This is a genomic window from Flavobacterium qiangtangense, assembly GCF_042658345.1.
In the GTDB taxonomy this organism is placed as follows: domain Bacteria; phylum Bacteroidota; class Bacteroidia; order Flavobacteriales; family Flavobacteriaceae; genus Flavobacterium; species Flavobacterium qiangtangense.
This window is the reverse complement of record NZ_JBHSQB010000020.1, coordinates 1-24628: the sequence shown is the minus strand read 5'-3', so window position 1 is coordinate 24628 and position 24628 is coordinate 1. Positions and strand designations below refer to the sequence as shown.

Below are 24628 nucleotides of genomic sequence, written 5' to 3'. Positions count from 1 at the left end.
TTAATCCTTTTAAATAAAGAAAATATCTTAATTTATAGTTTTGTTAAGTAAAAAGGTTTGGTTTTTGTTATAATTTCGCCAAACAAATAATTTCATTATGTTAAAAAAGATTTTAAAAGCCGTAGGTATTTTTTTATTGGTTGCAATCATCGCACTTTTTGCAGCGCCATTTTTATTTAAAGACAAAATCAAGCAGTTGGTCTTGAAATCCATCAACGAAAGTGTGGATGCAAAAGTTGCTTTTGAAGATGTGGATTTGAGTCTTTTCAAAAGTTTTCCGCAAGCAAATGTGACGATTGACAAGTTGAGCATCATCAACAAAGCGCCTTTTGAAGGCGATACGTTGCTTTATTCTGGTGAAGTAAACTTGAAAATGTCTATCAAAGAATTGTTCAAAGGCGATGGCGAAGCAATGAATATCGAATCTTTTTCTTCGGAAAATGCGGTGGTGAATATTCTTTTTGACAAAAATGGTTTGGGGAATTTTGACATTGCCATCAAAGATGAAAAAGATAAAAAAAGTGATTCTGAAAGCAAGCCTTTTGCAATGAATGTTCAGAATTACGAAATCCAAAATCTTCGCTTTACCTATTTTGACGAACGCTCAAAAGTGAAAATGGTCATCGATAGTTTAAATCATACAGGAACTGGAAATTTTGCGCAATCAAAATTAGATTTGACCACAAAAACCACAGCCAAAGTTTCGCTTGACATGGACAAAACCAATTATATGAAAAATATTAAATTGGATTTAGATGCCGTTCTCGGAATTGATTTGGAAAACAGCAAATATACCTTTAAAGATAACAAAGCGTTGATTAATCAGTTGCCTTTAGAATTCAACGGATTTATCCAAATAAAGGAAGAAGGACAAGAATATGACTTGACTTTTAAGACGCCGACCTCTTCGTTCAAGAACTTTTTGGGCGTGATTCCAGAAGCTTATGCAGGAAATTTGGCGAATGTAAAAACTACAGGAGATTTTAAAGTTTCTGGTTTTGCAAAAGGAACTTTGACCGAAACTACAATTCCGAAATTTAGTCTGGAAATCGCTTCAAACAATGCATCTTTTAAATATCCTGACTTGCCAAAATCGGTTGAAAATATTGTGATTGACACTAAAATCATCAACGAAACCGGAAACATGAACGATACTTATGTCAACTTAGACAAGTTGTCGTTCAGAATTGACCAAGATGTTTTCAACGCAAAAGCGAACGTGAGAAACATTATGGAAAATCCGTTGGTTGATGCAAAACTGAACGGAACCATTAATTTATCAAATGTTTCAAAAGCGTATCCGGTGAAATTAGACACGCCACTTTCAGGAATTTTAAAAGCCGATGTTGCTACAAAATTTGACATGAAATCTGTGGAAACTAATAATTATCAAAATATTCAAGCTTCTGGAAATGCAACAATTACAGGTTTTAAATATGTGGACGCCGATAAAAAAACGTATGCGATAAATACCGCCGATGCCCAATTTTCGAATCAAAAAATCGACTTGAGACAATTGGATGTTACGACAGGAAAAACCGATGTAAAAATCAACGGAACGTTAGAAAATTTCTTGGGCTATGCTTTTAAAGACCAAGAGTTGCGAGGAAACTTTACGATGAAATCGAACCAATTTTTGGTATCTGATTTTATGACAAAAACCGAAACTACAGTAAATAATAAAACGACTACAACGGAAGCTGTAAAAATTCCAAAGTTGATAAATGTGACTTTAAATGCTTCGGCAAATACCGTGGTTTATGACAATTTGAACTTGAAAGATGTTTCTGGAAAAATCATCGTGAAAGATGAAGCGGTGACTTTGCAAAACATCAAAACTTCGATTTTCAATGGATTGATTACGGCAAACGGAAATGTTTCTACGAAGACTGCAAAACCTACTTTCAATATGGATTTGGGATTGGCTTCTGTTGACATTAATCAGACATTTACGCAATTGGACATGTTGAAAAAAATTGCTCCGATTGCTGATGCGATTAATGGAAAATTGAATTCGAAAATCAACCTTTCTGGTACTCTGAATGCTAAAGAAATGACGCCAGATTTGAATACTTTGTCAGGAGATTTATTTGGTCAATTTCTTTCAACTACTATCAATTCTAAAAATTCTGCAGTTTTAAATAAATTAGATGAAAATGTAAAATTCATTGACCTTTCAAAATTGAATTTGAATGATTTAAAAGCGAATCTTACGTTTAAAGATGGAAAAGTGAACGTAAAACCTTTTGATATTAAATACCAAGATATTAAAGTGAATGTTGGCGGTCAGCATGGTTTTGACCAGACAATGAGCTACAATATTAAGTTTGATGTTCCGGCGAAATATTTGGGAAGCGATGCCAATAAATTGATTGCAAAATTGACTCCAGCGGAAGCGAATAAATTAGAAAATATTCCGGTAACGGCGATTCTTTCTGGTAATTTTAAAAGTCCAAAAGTTTCTACGGATATTCAGCAAGCCGTTACAAAATTAGCCACAGAATTGGTTAAATCTCAAAAAGACAAATTGATTAATCAAGGAACGAGCGCTTTAGGAACTCTTCTGGGAGGAAATAAACCAAAAGACACTACGAAAACAACCACCACAACTCCAAAGGACGATGTAAAAAACAAAGTGACTGAAGGAATTAAAGGTTTGTTTAATAAGAAGAAAAAAGAATAATTTTTTCCTTTCTAAATAATAAAAACGCCAAGTAGATTTCAATTTACTTGGCGTTTTTTTTCTCTAAATAATATTCATCCCGACGACATAACCTTCAAAGCTTCTCACATTAAAAACAGTTCCATCTTCAAAAATTAAATATTGCCCTTTTATCCCGACTAATTTCCCAGCGAAGTTTGGCGTTTTATCTAAATTTAATCCAGTCACTTTCTTTGGATGTTGTAAAACCGGATAGTTCATCACAAAATGTTCGTCCAATTCAGCATTAAAATATGGCTTCACTTCTTCGGGTAGAAAGTCGAAAACACGTGCCTTTTCATTCAGCATATCCATATCTAAAACTTCGTTCTGAAGCATTTTTCGCCAATTGGTTTTATCTACGAAATGATTCTTTAAAGCAACTTCGGTAATTCCTGCCAAGTAACGATTTGGGACTTCCACGACCGAAACTGCTTCGCACGCGCCTTGGTCAATCCAGCGCGTGGGAACTTGCGTTTTGCGCGTCACTCCTACTTTTACATCGCTTGACAACGCCAAATAAACCACATGTGGCTTCAACTGAACGCGCATTTCATAATCCAAATCGCGGTCGGCAATTCCCAAATGTGCCGTGCTCAATTCTGGACGCATAATCCAATCGCCAACGGCAGGACTGCTGTAAAAACAATCGTAGCAAAATCCTTGACGGAAAATCTTTTTCTTTTTCGAACAATTTAAGCATTGATAGCCTTGAAAGCTGATTTCGATATATTTGTTCAAAGCCTGATTTACGTTCAAAAAACTATTTTCAAAAGTCAGATAATATTGAATCGGAGACCCGAATTCTGTTTCCATTTTTGAAAGAACACCTTCGTATTGCATTGTGAATTAATTTATGATTTTCGATTTAAGATTTATGACAAGTCCTTTATGACTTTTGACTTTCGACTTTCGACTATTTTGTCTATTTTTGGTAAAGTTAGAAATTCATAACTCAAAAAATATAACTCAAACCTAAAAAATGGCGTTACCAATAATCAATTCGGTGGCAACGTGGTTCTTAAAAAAAAGAATCCACCAGATTGAATTGTTCCTCAAATATCCAAATGAGGTGCAGGAAGAATTGCTTTTAAACTTGATTCGAACGGCTGAAAATACCGTAATTGGTAAGCAATATGGCTTTTCTTCAATAAAATCCTACCGAGAATTTATTGAAAGAGTTCCGATTTCCACGTATGAAGATTTAGAACCTTTGATTGAAAGAACGCGAACCGGCGAACAAAATGTTTTTTGGAACACACCGATAAAATGGTTTGCAAAATCCAGCGGAACGACGAATTCCAAAAGCAAATTTATTCCGGTGAGTAATGAATCTTTGCAGAATTGCCATTATAACGCGAGCAAGGATTTGCTGAGTTTGTACCTAAATAATAACGAAGAATCGCAATTGTTTACCGGAAAAAGCCTTCGCCTTGGCGGAAGCAAACAATTGTATGAAGATAATAATACTTTTTTTGGCGATTTGTCAGCGATTTTGATTGACAATATGCCGATTTGGGCCGAATTCAGCAGTACGCCAAGCAATAAAGTGTCGTTGATGAGCGAATGGGAAACGAAAATTCCAGCGATTATTAACGAAACGATTCACGAAAATGTGACGAGTTTCGCAGGAGTTCCGTCATGGATGTTGGTTTTGATGAACAAAACTTTAGAAGCCACAGGAAAAGGAAATCTGCTGGAAATTTGGCCAAATTTAGAAGTTTATTTCCACGGAGGCGTGAGTTTTGAACCGTATCGCGACCAATATAAAAAGATACTTCCGGGTTCTGGGTTTCAATATTATGAAATTTACAATGCTTCTGAAGGATTTTTCGCCATTCAGGACCTCAACAATTCCAGCGATTTATTGCTGATGTTGGACTACGGAATTTTCTATGAATTTATTCCGATGGATACTTTTGGAACTCCAAATCAGAAAGTGGTTCGTTTGTCTGAAGTGGAATTGAACAAAAATTACGCAATTGTCATCACTACAAATGCCGGTCTGTGGCGTTATATGATTGGTGACACCGTGCGATTTACGTCTTTAAATCCGTACAGAATTCGTGTTAGCGGACGAACGAAACACCATATCAATGTTTTTGGCGAAGAATTAATTGTGGAAAATACCGACAAGGCGATTGCCAAAGCGTGCAAAATGACCAATTCAGAAGTCATTGACTATACCGTTGCGCCTGTTTTTATGGAAGGAAAAGAAAAAGGCGCACACGAATGGATGATTGAATTTAAAAATCCGCCGGATAATGTTGCTGATTTTAGACAGATTTTAGACGATACGTTGCAATCTTTAAACTCAGATTATGAAGCAAAACGTCTGAACAATATGACTTTGAATCTGTTGGTTTTAAATGTTGCACGCACCAATTTATTTTATGATTGGTTGAAAGAACAAGACAAATTAGGCGGTCAGCATAAAATTCCTAGGCTTTCCAATCAAAGGAATTATTTGGAAGAATTATTGGAAATGAATTTGGAGATTTCGGAGTTTTAACAAATCTCGCTAAGGCGCTAAGTTTTTCCAATCGAATCTTTTAATGCTTTGCGTCTCTACGCCTTTGCAAGAATTATAAACTTCAACACAATATTCAAAACCACATTTACGTTATAGGCGTAAATTTTTGAAAATGAGAAGACTATGCTTTATGATTCTTGTTTTGGGAATATTTTCGATGACATCTTGTGGACCTAAAAGATTGGGTTGCGGACCGAGAGGATATTGCAAAACAGAAAAACCGATTCAAAAAATAGAACCAAGAAATAAACAAAATCCTGCTTGCTGAGCAGGATTTTTCTTTTTAATTTTTTTATAAATTCGTTGTAACAAAAATTGATTTCGATAGTCTGATAGCTATCATCAATCAAATCAATCAAAATGAAATCATTAATTGCAACTCTGGCACTTTGCTTGGGAAATTTAGCTTTTGCACAGCAAACTCCAACTTACCTCGAATTAAATAGCCCAAAATCAGGTGTTTCTTGCGAAGCAGATACTGAAGAAAGAGAAATTCTTTTGGAAAAAATCGAAGGCGAAACCAAAATTAAAATTGGTTCGTACCAAGGAAAAGGCTGTAAATTCTCAACAAACAAAAAACTCGATTTAGGAAAATATTCGTTTACCGTTTCAGGACTTACGATTCAAAAAACGTCGGTTGAATTTGAAATTACGCCTGAAAATCAGGCGAAAATCATCCAAAATTTAGAATTGACCGAAAAAACAAACGACTTAAACGAAGTTACGGTTTTTGGAAATCAGCGCCAATTTATGAAAGTGGAATCAGATAAAACCACAATCAGCATTAAAGAAAACGGTTTATTGAATAGTGGTACGACGCTTGACGCCATCAAAAAACTTCCGGGCGTTGTGACTTCGCCTGCGGGCGGTTTGACTTTAAACGGTAAAGGAGTTGTGGTTTATATCGACGGCGCTCCGAGTAATTTAGCTGGAACCGATTTACAAAATTACTTGAACAGCCTTCCGGCGAATGCTATTGAAAAAGTCGAATTAATTTATGACCCGGGCGCTTCTTATGACGCCAATGCCAGCGGTTCTATCATCAATATTGTGACGAATGGCAAAAGAATGAAAGGTGTCAATGCGAGTTTTAATATGAATTATAACTTCAATAAATACCAAAAACCGAGTCCGCAGATTCTTTTGAATGGAAAAGAAAACAAGTTAAGCTGGCAGACGATGCTTGGCGTGAATTATGTTGAATTTGAAAACAGGAACAGAAACGGCCAAGAATTTACGTTTTTTAATCCGCCGGTTGTGTTGGAACAGCGAAGTTTTGACCACGGAACCAACCGAAATCTGTATTGGAGAACAGGTTTGAATTACAAATTATCGGAGAAATCAAACTTGCTTTTTAATTATAATATGAGTCTTTCTAATGACCGAAATGACACCAACGGTTCTACGACAAGCAACACAATCGACTTTGAAAATAAGGGAATTTCTAAATCAAAAGCAGACAATCACGAATTCAGTTTCCAGTACAAAACAAAATTGGACACATTAGGAAGAACGCTTGATGTTACGGCTTACACTAACATTTTCAAGAGAAATCCTTTGAATCAATCGACTTCTTTCGAAAATGATAATTACACTTATAACAACGGAAATATAGATTTTGGCTTGACCAATTATTACTTAAAATATGACTTTTCATTTCCGTTTGAAAAATATGGTTTTACGATTAATACTGGAGGAAAATACAATACTACCGACGTAAAAAACTTAGGGAAATATAATTTTGAAGCTGAAAACGAATCGATTTTCAATTCAAATAATTATGAATCAGAAATTGATTTTGACTACTCAGAACATAATTTGGCGTTTTATGTTGAAGCTAGAAAAAAGTATAAAAAGTTCAATTTTACGGCAGGTTTGCGTTTCGAAAATTTTGACGTGACTCGTGAAGCCAGCACAATTGCTGACAAAATTGAATTTAATACTTCTAAATTTTTCCCGAATGCAAGTATTTTATACCAAGCGACCGAACAGATAAATATTTCAAGTTCCTATTCTAAAAAAGTATCGCAACCAGGTTATTACACCATCGACCCGAACAACAATTCGAACTTCAACCGATACAATACTTCGGTAGGAAATATTGCTTTGCAACCGATTTATTACGATAATTATGGCTTCAAAATTTCAGCGTTTCAATATGTAAATGTTGGCGCAAATTACACGATTGCAAAAGACGATACGCAGTTTCTTTTCAGTGCGGAAGACGGCGAATTGGTAAGCAACAGAACGTTTGCTTCTTTTGATAAAATCAAAACGTTTAGCGCTTATTTGTCATTCCCGATTCCGTTGGATTATTTCTTTAAAAGCAAGGAAGAATTTGGAAAACGAATGAATGAAATTGACAAGATGAATTACATTTATGCGAACGTTGGTTATGTAAAAACCGACATTGAAGGTTATGATTTCACTTTTGAAAATAGAGGAATGGTGAATTTTAGTTTCCAATCTCAAGTCAATCTTCCGTGGGGAATTACCAATAATACGAATTTCTTTTTCTTGCCAAAAGGAAACTGGGAAATTTATAGAATTGAAAAACCGATTCAGCAGTTTGACATTTCGTTCAACAAAAATTTCATGGACAAGAAGTTAAAATTGGGACTTCACTGTTTTGATGTTTTCAACTCAAACCAAGTAAATGCAACGATTGAAGGAAGGAATTTGCGAACCAATTTCTATGAAAAACAAGATTCGAGAGTTTTTAGAATTTCGCTGACGTACAATTTTGGAAACTTGAAATTACAGACTGAAAACACAAATATCGATGTTGAAAAAGCAAATGAAGGAAGTAAAGGACTTTAGGTTTTAGCCACGAATTACTCGAATTTTCACGAATTGAGTTTTGTCAAAAAATAATTTGCCACAGATTAAAATGATTTTCAAAGATTTTTAATCTGTTTAATTCTTTAAATCTGTGGCTAAAATTTAGCCACAAATACACGAATTGGTCTGTATAAATTTGAATAATTCGTTGCAAAAAAAACCAAAAAAAATCCCGACTTACATCGGGATTTTCTTTTTATAAATTTCAATTATGACGCTGCTTTTAAACGTTGCAATAGATTTTTGTCTAAAGCATTTTTAGCGTAATCTTCATCAATTGTCAATTCTTTGTGGTCTGAACTTGGCAAGTCATACATCGCATCAGTTAAGATAGCTTCGCATAACGAACGAAGTCCGCGAGCGCCCAATTTGTATTCTAAAGCTTTATCGACAATATAATCCAAAGCTTCGCCAGAAATAGAAAATTCTACATCGTCCATTGCAAAAAGCTTTTGGTATTGTTTGATCAAAGCATTTTTAGGTTCTGTCAAAATGGCTCTCAATGTTTCTCTATCCAAAGGATCCATGTGCGTCAATACCGGAAGACGGCCGATAATTTCCGGAATCAATCCGAAATCTTTAATATCTTTTGGAATAATATATTGCAACAAATTGTCTTTGTCGATATTGTCCACATTCTTTGAAGAGGAATATCCAACAGCTTGACGGTTCAAACGTTTTGAAATAATTCTTTCCACTCCGTCAAAAGCGCCACCGGCGATGAACAAAATGTTCTGCGTGTTTACTTCCACGAATTTCTGGTCTGGATGTTTTCTTCCACCTTTTGGCGGTACGTTTACAACCGTTCCTTCCAATAATTTTAATAAAGCTTGTTGCACACCTTCTCCAGAAACGTCTCTTGTGATCGATGGATTATCGCTTTTTCTGGCAATTTTATCAATCTCATCGATGAAAACGATTCCTCTTTCGGCTTTTGCCACGTCATAATCTGCTGCTTGAAGCAATCTTGTTAGAATACTTTCCACATCTTCTCCAACGTAACCTGCTTCGGTCAAAACAGTCGCATCAACGATTGCCAAAGGAACGTCTAACATTTTTGCGATGGTTTTTGCCACCAATGTTTTTCCGGTTCCGGTTTGTCCCACCATGATGATGTTGCTTTTCTCGATTTCCACCTCATCGTCTAATTGCTGTTGCATCAAACGTTTGTAGTGATTGTAAACCGCAACTGACATTACCTTTTTAGTTTGGTCTTGCCCGATTACATATTTATCAAGAAAGGCCCTGATTTCTTTTGGCTTTTGCAAAACCAAATCAGATGACAGATTGCCTTTTTTATTTTGTTTTAGTTCTTCAATAACAATTCCGTGTGCCTGTTCAATGCATTTGTCGCAAATATGCGCGTCAATTCCTGCAATCAATAGATTTGTTTCTGGCTTTTTCCTTCCACAAAAAGAACACTCTAATACTTCTTTAGCCATAATCATTTTAGATTTCAGATTTTAGATTTTAGATTTCAGCCGATGCATTTTCTAATTCTTAATCTGATTTTAATTTTATACAAAGTTATCTAAGATTTTAGAAATCAGATTCCAACTGAACACTGAAATCTGATTTCTTCCATCTGATTTTTAACTTCTTCTCAACACTTCATCAATCATTCCGTATTCTTTCGCTTCATCGGCTTTCATCCAGTAATCTCTTTCTGAATCTTTGTGAACTTTTTCAAAAGATTGACCTGAATGTTTTGAGATGATTTCGTATAGTTCTTCTTTCAGCTTCAACATTTCGCGTAAGTTGATTTCCATATCTGTAGCCACACCTTGAGCGCCGCCCGATGGTTGGTGAATCATTACTCTTGAATGTGGCAAAGCCGAACGTTTTCCTTCCGCACCAGCGCAAAGCAAAACAGCTCCCATTGATGCGGCCATTCCTGTGCAGATTGTGGCTACGTCTGGTTTGATGTATTGCATTGTGTCATAAATTCCCAATCCTGCGTAAACGCTTCCGCCTGGAGAATTGATGTAAATCTGAACATCTTTTGCAGAGTCAACGCTTTCTAAAAATAACAATTGCGCTTGGATAATATTGGCGATGTGGTCGTCAACTCCTGTTCCAAGGAAGATAATTCTGTCCATCATCAAACGTGAAAAAACGTCTAATTGCGAAACATTTAATTGTCTTTCTTCGATGATATATGGTGTCATACTGCTTACGATTTTATCGTAATACATACTGTTTACACCGTGGTGCTTTGTAGCAAATTTTTTAAATTCTTTACCGTAGTCCATTTTTATGAGTTTTTAGTTGGCAGTTTTCAGTTGGCAGTTTTCAGACTTTGTCTAAAATCTAAACTGAACTTTAGCCTTTTGATTTTAAATTCTATTTTTAAAGATAACAAAGTTCGTGCTAATTGTGAAACGAATTTTTATTATTCTTAAATCTGTCAATTCGTCAGTATAAATAAATCGAGCAACAGAAATCAAATTCATTTTTGCAAATCTTCGAAGACATCTTTAAGCTTTTCAAATTTAAGCACGCTGAAATTATCGCTAGGAATCCAAATTGTGCCTTCCATTTTATAAAGGCTTTGAAAATTTTCAGTTCCAATATATTTCTTAAGTACAAACCTAGCCTTTTCCCTATCTATTTTTAATGACTTTCTGTATGTATCGAAATATTTTTTTTGGTTTTCCAATTCTGAAGGAACTGCCGTGACGGTCAATTCATTTACATCTGTCAGAGCAAAGGTTTGGAATGCAACATATACAATATCTCTCTTTACGATGTCATTTTTTACATCCTCTAAATCTTTAATTGAAATAGGCTTAGACACTTGAATATGTAAATTTGAGTGTCATCAGAAATAAACTTTAAAGAGCCATCTTCTTCATTAAAATCTGAAGAATAATCAAACATTTCTTTTAAATTATTAAATTTTGGAAATGGCTCACTTGCTTCTGAAACAGGAATCTTCACAGACTTATCATCAGATTTACAACTCAGAAAAAAAACAAGACAGATTAATATTAATATTTTTTTCATAATACATTTTTGGAAAAGCTTCAAATAAAAGAGCGCCAAAACTAATAATTTTGACGCCTTAAATATAATTAATTTTCGATACGAAATTATTCTCCGTACATTTCTTTAATGAACTCTTCGTAAGAAACCTCTTTTGTTTTTGCGTTCAATTTCTCTTTGAACAAGTTTAGCATTTTTTCGCTCATTACTTGCTGAGAAAGTCTTTTTACTTCTTCTTGGTTTGAAAGTACTCTTGCAACGATTCCTTCTACGTCAGCTTCTGTTGGGTTCATTTGACCGAACTGCGCCATTTGTTTTTTGATTACCTCAGAAGTGTATGCTTTTAAGTCTTCAAAAGTGATTTGAAGATTATTTTGAGCCAACACTTTTCCCTCGATTAATTGGTAACGAAGCCCATTTTCAGAACGTGCGTATTCTTCTTCCGCTTGTTCTGAAGTCAATGGAGTTTCGCCCACAGTTTGAATCCATTTTTTCAAGAATGAAGATGGAAGGTCGAATTTTGTAGTTTCTAATAAGGAAGCCGTAACGTCATTCAAGAATTTTTGGTCTGCTTGAGAAGCGAATTGCGTCTCTGCATCTTCTTTGATTTTTTCTTTTAATTGCTCTACAGAAGTTACGTTTCCTTCACCGAACAATTTGTCGAACAATTCTTGGTTCAATTCTGCCAATTCTGTAGCGTTGATTTCTTCGATTGTAAAGTCAACATCAACGTCTAAACCGTGAACGTCATCGTGGTCAACTTTTAAGTAATCCATCAATTTGTGGTCGTCGTCAAAAAGCCCTTTTGTGTTCAAAGTCACAACATCGCCAACTTTTTTACCGATGAATTTCTTTGCTGTTTTTTTGTCTTTGAAAATATCCAAAGCAAAAGTTGCTGGGCTTTCAATTCCTTTTTCTTCGTTTCTGAAAGTTCCAGTTACGTCAAAGCTTTCTTCAACTGTGTCTTGCGAAATCAGTTTTCCGTATTGTTTTTGGATACGTTCCACTTGGTCGTTCAACATTTTATCGTCAGCCGTGATTTTATAAAGAACTACGTCGTTTTTAGCATCTAAATTTACTTCAAATTCTGGAGCAATTCCTAGTTCGAAATCAAAAGAGAAGTCTTCTTTGTCCCAATCAATTTCTTTTTGCACAGGAACCGGATTTCCTAATAAATCTAATTTTTGTGAAGCAATATATTTTCCTAAATTGTCTTGCAATACTTTGTTTACTTCTTCTAGTAAAACCGCTTTTCCGTATTGTTTTTGGATAAGACTCATTGGAACCGCACCTTTTCTAAACCCAGGAATACTAGCGTTTTTCAAGTGATTTTTTAGAACTTTATCAACTTGAGGCGCATAATCCGCTTTAGAGATTTCCACTGTTACAACCGCATTTAAAGCGTCAACATTATTTCTTGTAATATTCATTTTTTTACATACTAAAATTGGGTTGCAAAATTATAACTTTTTTGCAACCCAACCAAGTTTTGAGGTTATGTATTAATATAGGATTAACAAAAACGTTATCTTATTGCTATCAAATTTGTGGATTTATTTATTTCCGCCCGTCAATGAGAATACAATTGACTGTGAAATTGACAAAATCAAGCTGAATAAAAGCGCTGTCAAAAAGTTTTCTACGGCAAAGCCTGTGACTAATTTAGCGCAAAGCAAAATTATCAAGGCGTTAATCACCAAAAGAAATAATCCGAAGGTAAAAAATGTAACCGGAAGCGTGAGCAAAACCAAAAGCGGTTTTACTAATAAATTCAATAATCCCAAGACGATTGCTACCCAAATGGCCGTCATAAAGTTTCCTGACGAAAGTCCGTGTGTTCCTTGAAGCGCGATACCTGGCATAAAATGCGAAATTATCATAACCAATAAAGCGGTTATTAATATTCTGATGATGAGATTCATAGTTTTTGGTTTTTAGTTTGTTAAAAATTTTATTTCAAATAAGCAATCGACTCTTTAAAAAAATCCTTCGGGTTTTCGGCGTGAAGCCAATGTCCGGCGTTTGCAATGGTTTTAATTTCTGAATTTGGAAAATGCTTTTTTACCATTTCAAAATCTTCGTCTTTAATATAATTTGATTTTTCTCCTCTTAAAAATAAAGTCGGTTTTTGAAAAGTTGCATTTTCTGGAAGCGCTTCTCCGATGGCATCAATTTTTTCATTAAAAACCGAAATATTAAATCGGAAGCCCAATTGCCCTGGTTCGACCCAATATAAACTTTTCATCAAAAATTGTCTTGTTCCAAAATCTGGAATATGCGGTTTTAAAAGTTCTTCAACTTCTGAACGTTCTGGTTTTTTTGAGAAATCGACAGCGTTCAAACCTGCCATAATATCTTGGTGATGCGGACGATAGTATTTCGGACCAATGTCTGCGATGATTAATTTGTCAATCATTTCGGGATATTTTGAAGCAAAAAACATCGCGAGCTTCCCTCCCATTGAATGTCCGATAATGGAAACTTTGTCTAAATTATTTCCTTGGCAATATTCCAAAATATCTTGAACCATCGCTTCATAAGTAAACTCATCCGAATGAAAACTACGTCCGTGGTTTCTTAAATCTAAAGCGTGCGTCTGAAATCCTTCGGAAACAAATTGCGTGGCCAAGGTTTTCCAATTGTCTGACATTCCTAAATATCCGTGGATGATTAAAAGCGGTTTTCCTTCGCCTTCTATTTTTGAATAAAGCATAATTAATTATGAGTTATGAATTATAAGTTATGAGCTATTTCAATCGTTGCAAATACATATTGACTACATTTTCCAAACCTAAATATAAGGATTCAGAAATTAACGCGTGCCCGATGGAAACTTCTAACAAACCTGGAATATTTTGCTGGAAGAATTGAATGTTGTCCAAACTCAAATCATGTCCGGCGTTGATACCTAAATTCAATTCGTTTGCCAATTTGGCCGATTCAATATACGGATTAATTCCAGATTTATTTCCTAAAGAATATTCGTGCGCAAAAGCTTCGGTATATAATTCAATTCTTTCGGTTCCGGTTTTTTTGGCACCTTCAATCATTTCTAAAACTGGGTCCACAAAAATCGAGGTACGAATTCCGTTTCTTTGAAATTCCTGAATAATTTCTTTTAAATAATCTTGGTTTTTGATTGTATTCCAACCGGCATTGGAAGTGATTGCGTCATCTGCATCCGGAACCAAAGTCACTTGCGTTGGCTTTACTTCTAAAACCAAATCGATAAATTTTCGTTCTGGATTTCCTTCAATATTATATTCTGTGGTGACAATCGATTTCAAATCGCGGGCGTCTTGGTAGCGAATATGGCGTTCGTCAGGTCTTGGGTGAATCGTGATTCCTTGTCCGCCAAAACGCTCGATGTCTTTGGCAACTTGCAATAAATCAGGAACATTTCCTCCTCTGGCGTTTCTTAAAGTGGCAATTTTATTAATGTTTACGCTTAATTTTGTCATTGGAATGCTTTTTGAGAATAATTAATTACTACAAAAATACAAAGTTAAACACGGTGTTTTGTGCTATTTTTTGATTATTTTGCAAACGATTATTGACTTTAGGCTATGACAGAAATTACAGATTATATCAACAACGATATCAAGGCGATTGCCATTGACGAGTCCATCGAAACGGTTCAGGATTTTTTTGCTGAGCTTTCTTTTTCGCATTTTCCGGTTTTGGAAAACGGGACTTACCTTGGAAGCATTGCTTTAGATGACGTGGAAACTTTTGACACTGACAAAAATGTATCTGATTATCGTTATACTTTAGAAGGTTTTTATGCCAGAACCAATATGATTTGGCTTGACGTTTTAGAGGTTTTTGCCAGAAATCACACGAGCGTTGTTCCGGTTTTAGACGATAATAATATATATGTTGGTTATTATGACATCACTGATATCGTGAAGTTTTTCCACGAAACGCCTTTTTTGAAAGAAATGGGAGGCATCATCATCGTAGAAAAAAATATCAACGATTATTCAATGAGCCAAATTGCGCAGATTGTGGAAAGCAATAATGGAAAATTGCTTGGCTTGTTTATCTCAAATGTAGAAAACGAAAACGTTCAAGTAACTGTGAAAATTACGCTTGGCGCGATGAACGAAATCATCCAGACTTTCAGAAGATATAATTATGAGATTATTTCAGAACATCAGGAAGACAATTACTTGAATGCACTGAAGGAACGTTCTGATTATTTAGACAAATACCTTAATATATAATGTTGTTTGGTTAATCGTTAATTCGTTTAACCGTCAATCACTTTCGATTAAACATTTAAACAAATTAACGATTAAACCCAAATGAAGGTAGCCATTTACGGTCAATATTATCAAAACAGCACCGAGCCAATTATCAGAGATATTTTTGTTTTCTTCAATAAGAACAATGTAGAACTGGTGATTCAGGATGATTTTTTGGCGATGCTTTATGAAAAGAAAATCATCACAAAGGAATATGTTACTTTTCACGATTTTAATGATTTGCCAAATGACGTCGATATTTTGGTCAGCATTGGTGGCGACGGAACAATTTTGCGCGCGGCGACATTGGTCAGAAATTCTGGAATTCCAATTTTAGGAATCAATGCCGGAAGATTAGGATTTTTAGCTACGGTTCAAAAAGAAAATATTGATGAATTAATGCAATTTGTCATTGATAAAAATTATATCGTTTCACCAAGAGCTTTGATTAGTTTGGAAAGTTCTCCGAATATTCCAGAAATTGAAAGCTTGAATTTTGCGATGAACGAAATTTCAGTGAGCCGAAAAGATACCACTTCGATGATTACCATTGAAACCTATTTAAATGACGAATATTTAAATTCGTATTGGGCAGACGGATTGATAATTTCCACGCCAACAGGTTCCACCGGATATTCTTTAAGTTGCGGTGGCCCGATTTTAACTCCAGACGTAGAAAGTTTTGTCATTACGCCAATCGCTCCGCATAATTTGAATGCCAGGCCTTTGGTGATTCCTGACAATGTGGAAATCAAATTAAAAGTTTCGGGACGAGAAGAACAATATTTGGTTTCGCTTGATTCCAGAATTGCTTCGATTGATAATGACACGGTTTTGACTTTAAAAAAAACACCTTTCAAAATTAATATGGTCGAACTTCCCGGAAAAAGCTTTTTAAAGACTTTAAGAACCAAACTTCTTTGGGGCGAAGACAAGAGAAATTAAAGAAATCGCCTTCCTTAATATACTATCAACACTATAGTTTCGTTTACTTTAAATCGAATTAACGCGTCAATTGTTTATAATTACACATATTTAATTATAAGACAGTTGATAAGTGTTCATAATTGTTATATTTGCACCCTTTATTTTTTGTAAGAATGAATCGAATCGTAATCACCTTTTTCTGCCTTTTTAGTTTTGCGTTTTCAAACGCCCAAATTCACGAAATTGGTATTTTTGCCGGAGGAAATAATTACATCGGCGACGTTGGGCCTACAAATTATGTGAATCCAAATGAAGGCGCTTTCGGAATTTTATATAAATGGAATAAAAGCCCAAGACATTCTTGGAGAGTTTCATACACGCAAGGAAAAATAACGTCTGACGACAAAGATTCTGATGTTTCTGGCAGAAACCAAAGAGGCTTAAACTTTGAAAATGACTTAAAAGAATTATCTTTAGGCCTTGAATTCAATTTTTTTGACTTTAATTTGCACGAATCTGGATTTTTGGTCACTCCTTATGTATATTCTGGATTGAGCGTTTTTCAATATACTGAATTATTTCACACAGGAAATCATTATCAGGAAGATTATAAGGAAATGGGATTTGCAATTCCGATGGTTGTGGGCGTAAAAGCCAGGATTGCTGACCATTGGATTTTGGGACTTGAATCTGGAGCAAGATATACTTTTACAGATAATTTTGACGGAAGCAATCCGAAGAATAATAACTTTGAAGAACTTAGGTTTGGAAATTTAAATAGCAACGATTGGTATGTTTTTACAGGGTTGACGCTCACGTACACCTTTGGAAACAAGCCTTGTTATTGTGCCGAATAAAATATTAAATGAACTTACTAGAAACTATAAACAAAGATAACCTCCCAAAACATCTGGCCATTATTATGGACGGAAACGGCCGTTGGGCAAAACAAAAAGGTTTGTTGAGAGCTCTTGGCCACGAAAGTGGTACAAAAGCAGTTCGCGAAACTGTGGAAACCTGTGCAAAATTGGGTATTGAAAATCTTACATTATACACTTTTTCTACTGAAAACTGGAATCGCCCGAAACTGGAAGTAGATACATTAATGAAATTACTCATCAAATCTTTAAAAAATGAGTTGAAAACATTAATGAATAACAATATAAAACTGAGCACGATTGGCAATTTTGAAAAGCTTCCGAGTTCAGCACAAAAAGAATTATCCCAAGTTATTTCTCAAACAAAAGACAACGACAGAATGACCTTAACTCTTGCATTAAGCTATGGTTCAAGGGAAGAAATCGTGTCTGCTATCAAGCAAATCAGCCTTAAAGTTAAAAATAATATAATTTCAGAAAGCGCTATTGACGAATCAATTATTAATCAGCATCTTTACACGCAAAATTTACCAGACGTAGATTTATTAATAAGAACCAGTGGCGAACACAGAATCAGCAATTTCTTACTTTGGCAGATAGCTTACGCAGAATTGTACTTCACAGATGTATTGTGGCCTGACTTTAGAGAAAAAGATTTATATGAGGCCATCATCAGCTATCAAAAACGAGAACGTAGATTTGGAAAAACAAGTGAACAAATTAAATAAATTTTTAATGTTAGATAAAAGCATTAAGCTATTCTTAACTGTATTAGTTTTAGGAAATATTTTTCAAGCAAAGGCTCAGGAAGAAGACAGATTACCATTTGATCAAGGAAGAGAATACATTTTAGCCGATGTAAAAGTCATCGGAAAAATCAGCTACAATGAGCAAACCGTCGTTACGTTTGCAGGTCTTGAAAAAGGACAAAAAATCGTTGTTCCCGGTGAACAATTAAGTACAGCTATCAAAAAACTTTGGAAACTTGGTCTTTTCAATGAAATTGACACTTACGTTAATCGAATTGAAGGTGACAGTATCTATATTGATATGCAAATTAGTGAATTACCAAAGTTAAGCGAGGTAAAAATTCAAGGTGTAAAAAAGTCAAAGATTGAAGGATTAATCAAAGATAACAGCCTTACAAAAGGTAAAATTGTCAATGAAAACCTACTCACAACTACCAAAAATTATATTGAAAATAAATATAAAAAAGACGGTTTTTACAACACAAAAGTTTCGATAAACACCATTCCAGATACTACAGCCGGAAACGAAGTGAAAATGGTTGTTAATATTGATAAGGGAGACAAAGTTAAAGTCAGCAGAATTACATTTAGCGGCAACGAGAAATTTTCTGACGGAAAGCTTCGTGCTGCTATGAAAAATACGAAGAAAAAAGTTCCTGGCCGTTTTTGGAAAGGTTCTAAATTTATCAATGAAAAATATAAAGAAGATTTAGCATCAATTGTTTCAAAATATAAAGAAAAAGGATATCGCGATGCTCGTGTAACTTCTGATTCTGTGACTTTTGACAAAAAGAAAAATACTGTTGCAATTGACTTAAAAATCGATGAAGGAAATAAATATTATTTTGGGAATATTAAGTTTTTAGGAAACTCAATTTATAGCGATCAAGGGCTTCAAAGTATTTTAGGCATCAAAAGAGGAGATGTTTATAATGGGGTTTTATTGCAAAAAAGAATTGCCGACAAAACAAAACCTGACGGAGACGATATCACAAACCAATACCAAAATAATGGTTACTTGTTTTCAAGCATCAACGCTGTTGAAGTAAGAACTGTAAATGACACTATTGACTTTGAGATCAGAGTTCAAGAAGGTCCGTTGGTTTATTTCAATAAAATTAATGTTGTTGGAAATGACAAAACAAATGACAAAGTTATTTATCGCGAATTAAGAACGCGTCCGGGTCAAAAATACAGCAAAGAAGAATTGGTAAGAACAATCCGTGAATTAGGACAACTTGGATTCTTTGATCCAGAAGCTTTAGAACCAAAATTAGATCCAGATCCATCAGCAGGAACTGTTGACATTACCTACAGCGTAGTTGAAAAAGGATCAAGCCAAATTGAACTTCAAGGAGGTTATGGCGGTGGTGGTTTCATCGGAACTTTAGGTCTATCTTTCAATAACTTTTCGATCAAAAACATCTTTAATAAAGAAGCTTATACGCCACTTCCAATGGGTGATGGTCAAAAATTATCTTTAAGATTACAAGGAAGTACTTATTTTCAGACTTACAGTTTATCTTTTTCTGAGCCTTGGCTTGGAGGAAGAAAACCAGTACAGTTCACCGGATCTGTTTCACACAGTAAGCAATTCTTATATTCTGGATCAAACAATGTTGACAGAGACAGAAGTTTTAATATTACTTCGCTATCTTTTGGTATTGCAAAACGTTTAAATGTTCCAGATGATTATTTCACGTTGTCACAAGGAGTAAGTTTTCAATATTATGACTTGAACAATTATAACACAGGTCTATTTACCTTTGGAGATGGAAGCTCTCGAAACTTGGCATATACTGTTGGACTTAGCAGAAACAGTAAAGGTATCAACCCTATTTTCCCAACATTTGGATCAGAATTTAGTATTACTGGAAAATTCACTTTACCTTACTCACTTTTCAACGGAACTGACTATGGAAATCTTCAAAATAGAGCAGATTACCAAACATATGATGCTGACGGAAACCTGGTAATCGTCAATGGAGCAACTGTTCCTGACCAAGCAAAAATTGACCAAAAGAAATTTGATTGGCTTGAATATTACAAAATTAAATTGAAAGCTGACTGGTATACAAAAATTTATGGTAAATTCGTATTGCGTTCATTGGGAGAATTTGGTTTCTTAGGAGCTTATAATAACGAAAGAGGACTTGTTCCATTCGAAAGATTTTTCCTTGGAGGAGACGGTTTAGCAAATTATTCACTTGACGGAAGAGAAGTAATTCAGTTAAGAGGTTATCCAAATCAATCACTTTCATCTGCCGATGGAGGAACTGTATATAACAAATTCTCTTTAGAATTAAGATATCCAATTACATTAAAAGGTGCCGCGTCAATTTATGCGTTAACTTTTGTGGAAGGTGGTGCATCTTATGACAATTTTAAAGACTATAATCCGTTTCAGTTACAACGTTCAGCCGGTGTTGGTCTAAGAGTTTTCATGCCTGCATTTGGTTTATTAGGAATTGATTTTGGTCACGGATTTGACCCTGTTCCTGGAGAAACTCAAAAATCTGGATGGCAAACACACTTTATCATCGGACAGCAGTTTTAAAAAATATAATTTTGGCACGATATTTTCTAATACATTTTTAAGATATGAAAAAACATTTTTTAATACTTTTTTTATTAGCCACAATTCCTGGTGCTTTAAATGCGCAATCACGTGGCGTTCGAATTGGCTACATAGATATGGAATATATATTAGAGAAAGTTCCAAACTATGCTGAAGCAAATAATCAACTTGAGCTAAAAGCACAAAAATGGAAACAAGATGCCGAAGTAAAAAGAAATGAAATAAATAAGTTAAAAGAAAATCTTAAAACAGAGAGAGTTCTTTTAACCAAAGAATTAATCGAAGAAAGAGAAGAAGAAATTTCGTTTTTAGAAACAGATCTTTTAGATTTTCAACAGAAAAGATTTGGTTCAACTGGAGATTTAATGACACAAAAAGCAGTGTTAGTAAAACCAATCCAAGACCAAGTTTTTACAATCGTTCAAGATATTGCAACAGCAAAAAAGTATGATTTTATATTTGATAAATCATCAGATTTGACAATGCTTTTCAGCGCTCAACAACATAACATTAGTGATCAAGTTGTTAGACAACTCGTGAGAGCTGAAAAAAGAGAACAACTTTCAAGCAAACAGTTAAAAGAAGAAGCTGAACAAGAAAGAAAACAAGATTTGATAGACTCTAATCCAGAACTTTCTGAAAGACAAAAACTGAACGAAGAAAAGAAAACGGCTAGAGAAAAATTAATCGAAGAAAGAAAATTGGCGGCCGACGCTAAGAAACAGGAATATGCAGAAAGAAGAGCCAAACTGTTAGAGGAAAGAGAAGCAAAAAGAAATGCTGCAAAAGACGGAAAAACGGCAGAACCGAAAGAAGGTGCAAAAGGAGAAGATATAAAAACTTCAACAGAGGAGAAAACTTCAAATGCTGCGGCAAATATTGAGGAAAAGAAAGCTGCAGCTGAACAAGCAAGAGAAAATGCCGCAATTGAAAGACAGAAAAAATTGGACGAGAGAAAAGCTGCTTTAGAAGAAAAAAGAAAAAGAATTCTTGAAGAAAGAGAAGCAGCAAAAAAGGAAAAAGAAGAAAAGAAAAATAATCCTGCTACAACAACACCTCCGGCAGGCGAAAATTAAAAACAAAAACTAAATTAATTATTTAATACTTTAAAATGATGAAACAATTGAAATCTTTATTAATCGCCGCATTGTTATTTATCGGTGCAAACCAAACAATGAATGCTCAAGCAAAAACAGCTCACGTTGATGTTGCTGAAATCATGACAAAAATGCCAGCGGTAATTGAAGCTAACAAACAATTAACAAAACTTCAAGAAACGTATGCTGCAGAATACAAAACATTAACAAATGAGTATGCTGCAAAATTGAAAAAATATGGCGAAGAAGAAGCTACTGCAGGTGATAAAGTAAATCAAGACAGAGCGGTTGAAGTTCAAGACATGCAAAAAAGAATGAGAGATTATTCTGAAAATGCTCAAAAAGAATTGCAGCAAAAAGAATCTGATTTATTGAAACCAATTGAAGAAAAAGTAAAAGCTTCAATTGCTAAAGTTGGAAAAGCAAAAGGATACCAATATGTATTAAACTCTGCTGGATTACTTCTTGCTGACGGTCCAAACTTGACTGCTGACATTAAAAAAGATTTAGGATTTTAATCCATTTCAATAATAATTTTTAAAAACTGCTCAATCTTTTTGAGCAGTTTTTTTTTATATTTGTTTCTATGACAAATTTGAATCCAATCGGCCTTTTTGACTCCGGAATCGGTGGAACTTCCATCTGGAAAGAAATCCACAATTTACTTCCAAACGAAAATACAATTTACCTTGCCGACAGTAAAAACGCGCCTTACGGTCAAAAATCAAAAGAAGAAATCATTGCTTTAAGCATAAAAAACACCGAATTTCTTTTAAATAAAAATGCAAAAATGATTGTAGTGGCATGCAATACCGCAACCACTAATGCAATCAAAGAATTAAGAGAAAAATTTGATGTGCCATTCATTGGAATTGAGCCGGCAATTAAGCCTGCGGCAAACAACTCAAAGACGCAGACCATTGGAATCTTAGCCACAAAAGGCACTTTAAACAGTGAACTTTTTAATAAAAATGTAGAAAGGTTTCAAGAAACAACCATCATCGAGCAAGTCGGTTTTAATTTGGTAAAACTTATAGAAAATGGCGAAATGTATTCTGAAGAGATGACGCTTTTATTGAAGCAATATTTGCAACCAATGATTGACGCAAATATTGATTATTTGGTTTTAGGTTGTAGCCACTATCCTTTTTTAATTCCTCAGATAAAAAAAATCTTACCCGAAAACGTCAAAATAATCGATTCTGGCGAAGCCGTCGCAAAACAAACACAAAAGATACTAAAAGAAAAAATCGGATTCAATACAGGCTCTAAAAAGACAAATCTTTTTTATACCAATTCAAATCCGAAAGTTTTAGAAAATATTTTGGATTATAACTATCCTGTAATAGAGCAAGATTTTTGATTACTCCTCCTTCAGCCAGCTGGAATACATTACATAATTATTTGAAATGCGCTCAATTTCTCCTGCAAAATCAGATTTATTTATGTCTTTTACTTTTTTTGCGGGAACACCTGCGTAAATAGCTCCAGACTCCACAACGGTGTTTTGAGTAATTACAGCGCCCGCAGCAACAATTGAATTGCTTTCGATCACACAATTATCCATCACGATAGCGCCCATTCCAATTAAAACATTATCGTGCACAGTACATCCATGGACAATTGCATTGTGCCCAATTGAAACATTATTTCCAATAATTGTAGGATGCTTTTGATAAGTACAATGAATCACGGCACCGTCTTGAATATTTACTTTATCTCCAATTTTTATGTAGTGCACATCGCCACGAATAACCGCATTAAACCAAACGCTGCATGAATTTCCAAGGCTTACATCTCCAATAATTGTTGCATTTTCAGCAACATAACAATCTTCAGGAATCACCGGACTTTTACCGTTTACAGATTTTATTAGCATATTATTTTTTATAAAAAAAGTCCCGATAAATTTATAAAAATTATCGGGACATGAATTAATATCAACTTAAATTTAATTAACAGCAGGGCAATTACAATCCCATTTTTCTCTCTTGCAGAAAAGATTTAGACCCAAAGTGATTTGGTGGAAACCGCCAGTATCAAATTTTACATCTCCTGTTAAATGAGAATAGGTGTATGCAATCATAAAGTTTTTATAGTTCAAACCAACAATTGGTGTAATGTACTGCAATTTTTGATCTTCTAAACCGCCACTACCATTGTATTGCGCTCCATCAAAACTTCTTCTATAAGACAAACCTCCCCATAAACGACCAAACTCTAATTCTTTATAAACCTTTGCGTTGATGTCTATTGTTTTCTCTTTTGTTTCGTCAACATATTGAAACAAAAATGAAGGCTCAATTTGAAGTCTATCAGCATCTCCAAATACATACCCAGCACTGAATAAATATTTTCTTAAGTTATCAGATTCAAAATCTGTATAAAGTTCTCTCCTGATATTAGATACAGCGTTCTTTACAGTAAAATGCGCATAAAAATCTAAATAATTGTAAGAAGCTCCAAAGTCAACATTGAAATAAGAATCTTTTTGCGTTATTCCTCCAACGACAACTGGATCAAATTCTGTAAAAGCTCTTTCATCCAAATTACTTTGAACTAGACCTGCACTCATACCAAATGACAATTGATTTAAATCATATTCTCCTCTAGAAAATAAAATATGGTGAGCATACGTAATTTTTGCTCCAGTCTGAGAATGATAACCATTTTTATCATTAAACAAAATAACACCCATACCAGATTGCTCACCAATTCTTCCGTTGAAACTCAAAGTCTGCAATGCAGGAGCGTCATCTTGACCGAACCATTGTTGACGAGCGGTCAGTCTTAATTTGGCGCAATTTGCTGCACCGGCCATTGATGGATGAATTAAATAATAATTATCTGATAAATAATCTGAATATACTGCTATTCCTTCTTGTGAAAATGAAACTTGTGATAAAAACAATAATAATGCTAAATACCTCTTTTTAAAATTCATGGGGTCTATCTTTTTAATGAAAAATGCGCTTTAAATTCTTTGGCCACTCCCTGCTCACTGAATTCCACCCTGAACCAGTAGTCGGTCGAAGGAAGCGGGCTTCCGTTCATCGTTCCGTCCCAGCCCTGGCTGTCGATCGAAGGGCTCA

The 24628-nt window shown here is 34.7% G+C and carries 23 protein-coding genes; 11 read left to right on the top strand and 12 right to left on the bottom strand.

Annotated features, from left to right (window positions below; genetic code table 11):
• Positions 1–97: 97 nt before the first annotated feature.
• Positions 98–2683: an AsmA-like C-terminal region-containing protein gene (locus tag ACFPVY_RS16285; protein ID WP_379793210.1), complete on the top strand. Its 2586-nt coding sequence runs from the start codon at positions 98–100 to the stop codon at positions 2681–2683.
• Between the two features lie 63 nt (positions 2684–2746).
• Here the strand turns inward: ACFPVY_RS16285 and ACFPVY_RS16280 are convergent, their stop codons facing one another.
• Entirely contained in the window at positions 2747–3544 is a 798-nt protein-coding gene (locus ACFPVY_RS16280; protein WP_379793209.1) for a DUF2797 domain-containing protein, read from the bottom strand.
• A gap of 139 nt (positions 3545–3683) precedes the next feature.
• Here ACFPVY_RS16280 and ACFPVY_RS16275 point away from each other — a divergent pair, with 139 nt between their 5' ends.
• Positions 3684–5213: a GH3 auxin-responsive promoter family protein gene (locus tag ACFPVY_RS16275; protein ID WP_379793208.1), complete on the top strand. Its 1530-nt coding sequence runs from the start codon at positions 3684–3686 to the stop codon at positions 5211–5213.
• A gap of 381 nt (positions 5214–5594) precedes the next feature.
• Positions 5595–8054 carry a TonB-dependent receptor domain-containing protein gene (locus ACFPVY_RS16270; protein ID WP_379793207.1) on the top strand — a complete coding sequence of 820 codons (2460 nt, stop codon included), beginning with the start codon at positions 5595–5597 and terminating at the stop codon, positions 8052–8054.
• A gap of 230 nt (positions 8055–8284) precedes the next feature.
• Here the strand turns inward: ACFPVY_RS16270 and clpX are convergent, their stop codons facing one another.
• From clpX to ACFPVY_RS16230, 8 genes are all read right to left on the bottom strand, one after another.
• Entirely contained in the window at positions 8285–9517 is a 1233-nt protein-coding gene (gene clpX / locus ACFPVY_RS16265) for an ATP-dependent Clp protease ATP-binding subunit ClpX (RefSeq protein WP_379793205.1), read from the bottom strand.
• A gap of 150 nt (positions 9518–9667) precedes the next feature.
• Complete coding sequence (gene clpP, locus ACFPVY_RS16260) at positions 9668–10327, bottom strand: ATP-dependent Clp endopeptidase proteolytic subunit ClpP (protein WP_379793203.1); 660 nt, start codon at positions 10325–10327, stop codon at positions 9668–9670.
• Positions 10328–10524: 197 nt separating this feature from the next.
• Positions 10525–10872 (bottom strand): hypothetical protein, encoded by a 348-nt coding sequence (locus tag ACFPVY_RS16255; RefSeq protein ID WP_379793202.1) that lies wholly within the window; start codon positions 10870–10872, stop codon positions 10525–10527.
• Positions 10842–11081 carry a hypothetical protein gene (locus tag ACFPVY_RS16250; RefSeq protein WP_379793201.1) on the bottom strand — a complete coding sequence of 80 codons (240 nt, stop codon included), beginning with the start codon at positions 11079–11081 and terminating at the stop codon, positions 10842–10844. Before ACFPVY_RS16250 ends, ACFPVY_RS16255 begins: the two co-directional genes overlap by 31 nt.
• Before the next feature lie 86 nt (positions 11082–11167).
• Positions 11168–12490, bottom strand: coding sequence for a trigger factor (gene tig / locus ACFPVY_RS16245; RefSeq protein WP_379793200.1), 1323 nt, complete (start codon positions 12488–12490; stop codon positions 11168–11170).
• 123 nt (positions 12491–12613) lie between these two features.
• The gene (locus ACFPVY_RS16240; RefSeq protein WP_379793198.1) at positions 12614–12982 is read right to left on the bottom strand and encodes a phage holin family protein; all 369 of its coding nucleotides are present in this window, start codon (positions 12980–12982) and stop codon (positions 12614–12616) included.
• 29 nt (positions 12983–13011) lie between these two features.
• On the bottom strand, positions 13012–13773 hold the full coding sequence (locus tag ACFPVY_RS16235) for an alpha/beta fold hydrolase (RefSeq protein ID WP_379793197.1): 762 nt from the start codon (positions 13771–13773) through the stop codon (positions 13012–13014).
• Between the two features lie 34 nt (positions 13774–13807).
• Positions 13808–14521: a pyridoxine 5'-phosphate synthase gene (locus ACFPVY_RS16230; RefSeq protein ID WP_379793196.1), complete on the bottom strand. Its 714-nt coding sequence runs from the start codon at positions 14519–14521 to the stop codon at positions 13808–13810.
• Between the two features lie 105 nt (positions 14522–14626).
• On the opposite strand from ACFPVY_RS16230, the gene ACFPVY_RS16225 reads away from it, so the two are divergent.
• From ACFPVY_RS16225 to murI, 8 genes are all read left to right on the top strand, one after another.
• Positions 14627–15286, top strand: a complete 660-nt coding sequence (locus ACFPVY_RS16225) for a CBS domain-containing protein (RefSeq protein ID WP_379793195.1) — start codon at positions 14627–14629, stop codon at positions 15284–15286.
• Positions 15287–15367: 81 nt separating this feature from the next.
• Positions 15368–16252 carry an NAD kinase gene (locus tag ACFPVY_RS16220; RefSeq protein WP_379793194.1) on the top strand — a complete coding sequence of 295 codons (885 nt, stop codon included), beginning with the start codon at positions 15368–15370 and terminating at the stop codon, positions 16250–16252.
• A 155-nt stretch (positions 16253–16407) separates the two neighbouring features.
• Complete coding sequence (gene porG, locus ACFPVY_RS16215) at positions 16408–17091, top strand: type IX secretion system protein PorG (RefSeq protein WP_379793193.1); 684 nt, start codon at positions 16408–16410, stop codon at positions 17089–17091.
• Positions 17092–17099: 8 nt separating this feature from the next.
• Positions 17100–17840, top strand: a complete 741-nt coding sequence (locus ACFPVY_RS16210; RefSeq protein WP_379793192.1) for an isoprenyl transferase — start codon at positions 17100–17102, stop codon at positions 17838–17840.
• A complete protein-coding gene (bamA, locus tag ACFPVY_RS16205) occupies positions 17773–20418 on the top strand; it encodes an outer membrane protein assembly factor BamA (protein ID WP_379793191.1) in 2646 nt (881 codons plus the stop codon). Before ACFPVY_RS16210 ends, bamA begins: the two co-directional genes overlap by 68 nt.
• Before the next feature lie 44 nt (positions 20419–20462).
• Positions 20463–21515 carry an OmpH/Skp family outer membrane protein gene (locus ACFPVY_RS16200; protein WP_379793190.1) on the top strand — a complete coding sequence of 351 codons (1053 nt, stop codon included), beginning with the start codon at positions 20463–20465 and terminating at the stop codon, positions 21513–21515.
• A 38-nt stretch (positions 21516–21553) separates the two neighbouring features.
• Positions 21554–22054 carry an OmpH/Skp family outer membrane protein gene (locus ACFPVY_RS16195; protein WP_379793290.1) on the top strand — a complete coding sequence of 167 codons (501 nt, stop codon included), beginning with the start codon at positions 21554–21556 and terminating at the stop codon, positions 22052–22054.
• Positions 22055–22122: 68 nt separating this feature from the next.
• Complete coding sequence (gene murI, locus ACFPVY_RS16190) at positions 22123–22899, top strand: glutamate racemase (RefSeq protein WP_379793189.1); 777 nt, start codon at positions 22123–22125, stop codon at positions 22897–22899.
• Here the strand turns inward: murI and ACFPVY_RS16185 are convergent, their stop codons facing one another.
• From ACFPVY_RS16185 to ACFPVY_RS16175, 3 genes are all read right to left on the bottom strand, one after another.
• Complete coding sequence (locus ACFPVY_RS16185; RefSeq protein WP_379793188.1) at positions 22900–23415, bottom strand: gamma carbonic anhydrase family protein; 516 nt, start codon at positions 23413–23415, stop codon at positions 22900–22902.
• A gap of 72 nt (positions 23416–23487) precedes the next feature.
• Positions 23488–24480 carry a PorP/SprF family type IX secretion system membrane protein gene (locus ACFPVY_RS16180; RefSeq protein WP_379793187.1) on the bottom strand — a complete coding sequence of 331 codons (993 nt, stop codon included), beginning with the start codon at positions 24478–24480 and terminating at the stop codon, positions 23488–23490.
• A gap of 5 nt (positions 24481–24485) precedes the next feature.
• Positions 24486–24590 carry a T9SS type B sorting domain-containing protein gene (locus tag ACFPVY_RS16175; RefSeq protein WP_379793289.1) on the bottom strand — a complete coding sequence of 35 codons (105 nt, stop codon included), beginning with the start codon at positions 24588–24590 and terminating at the stop codon, positions 24486–24488.
• Between the last annotated feature and the right edge of the window lie 38 nt (positions 24591–24628).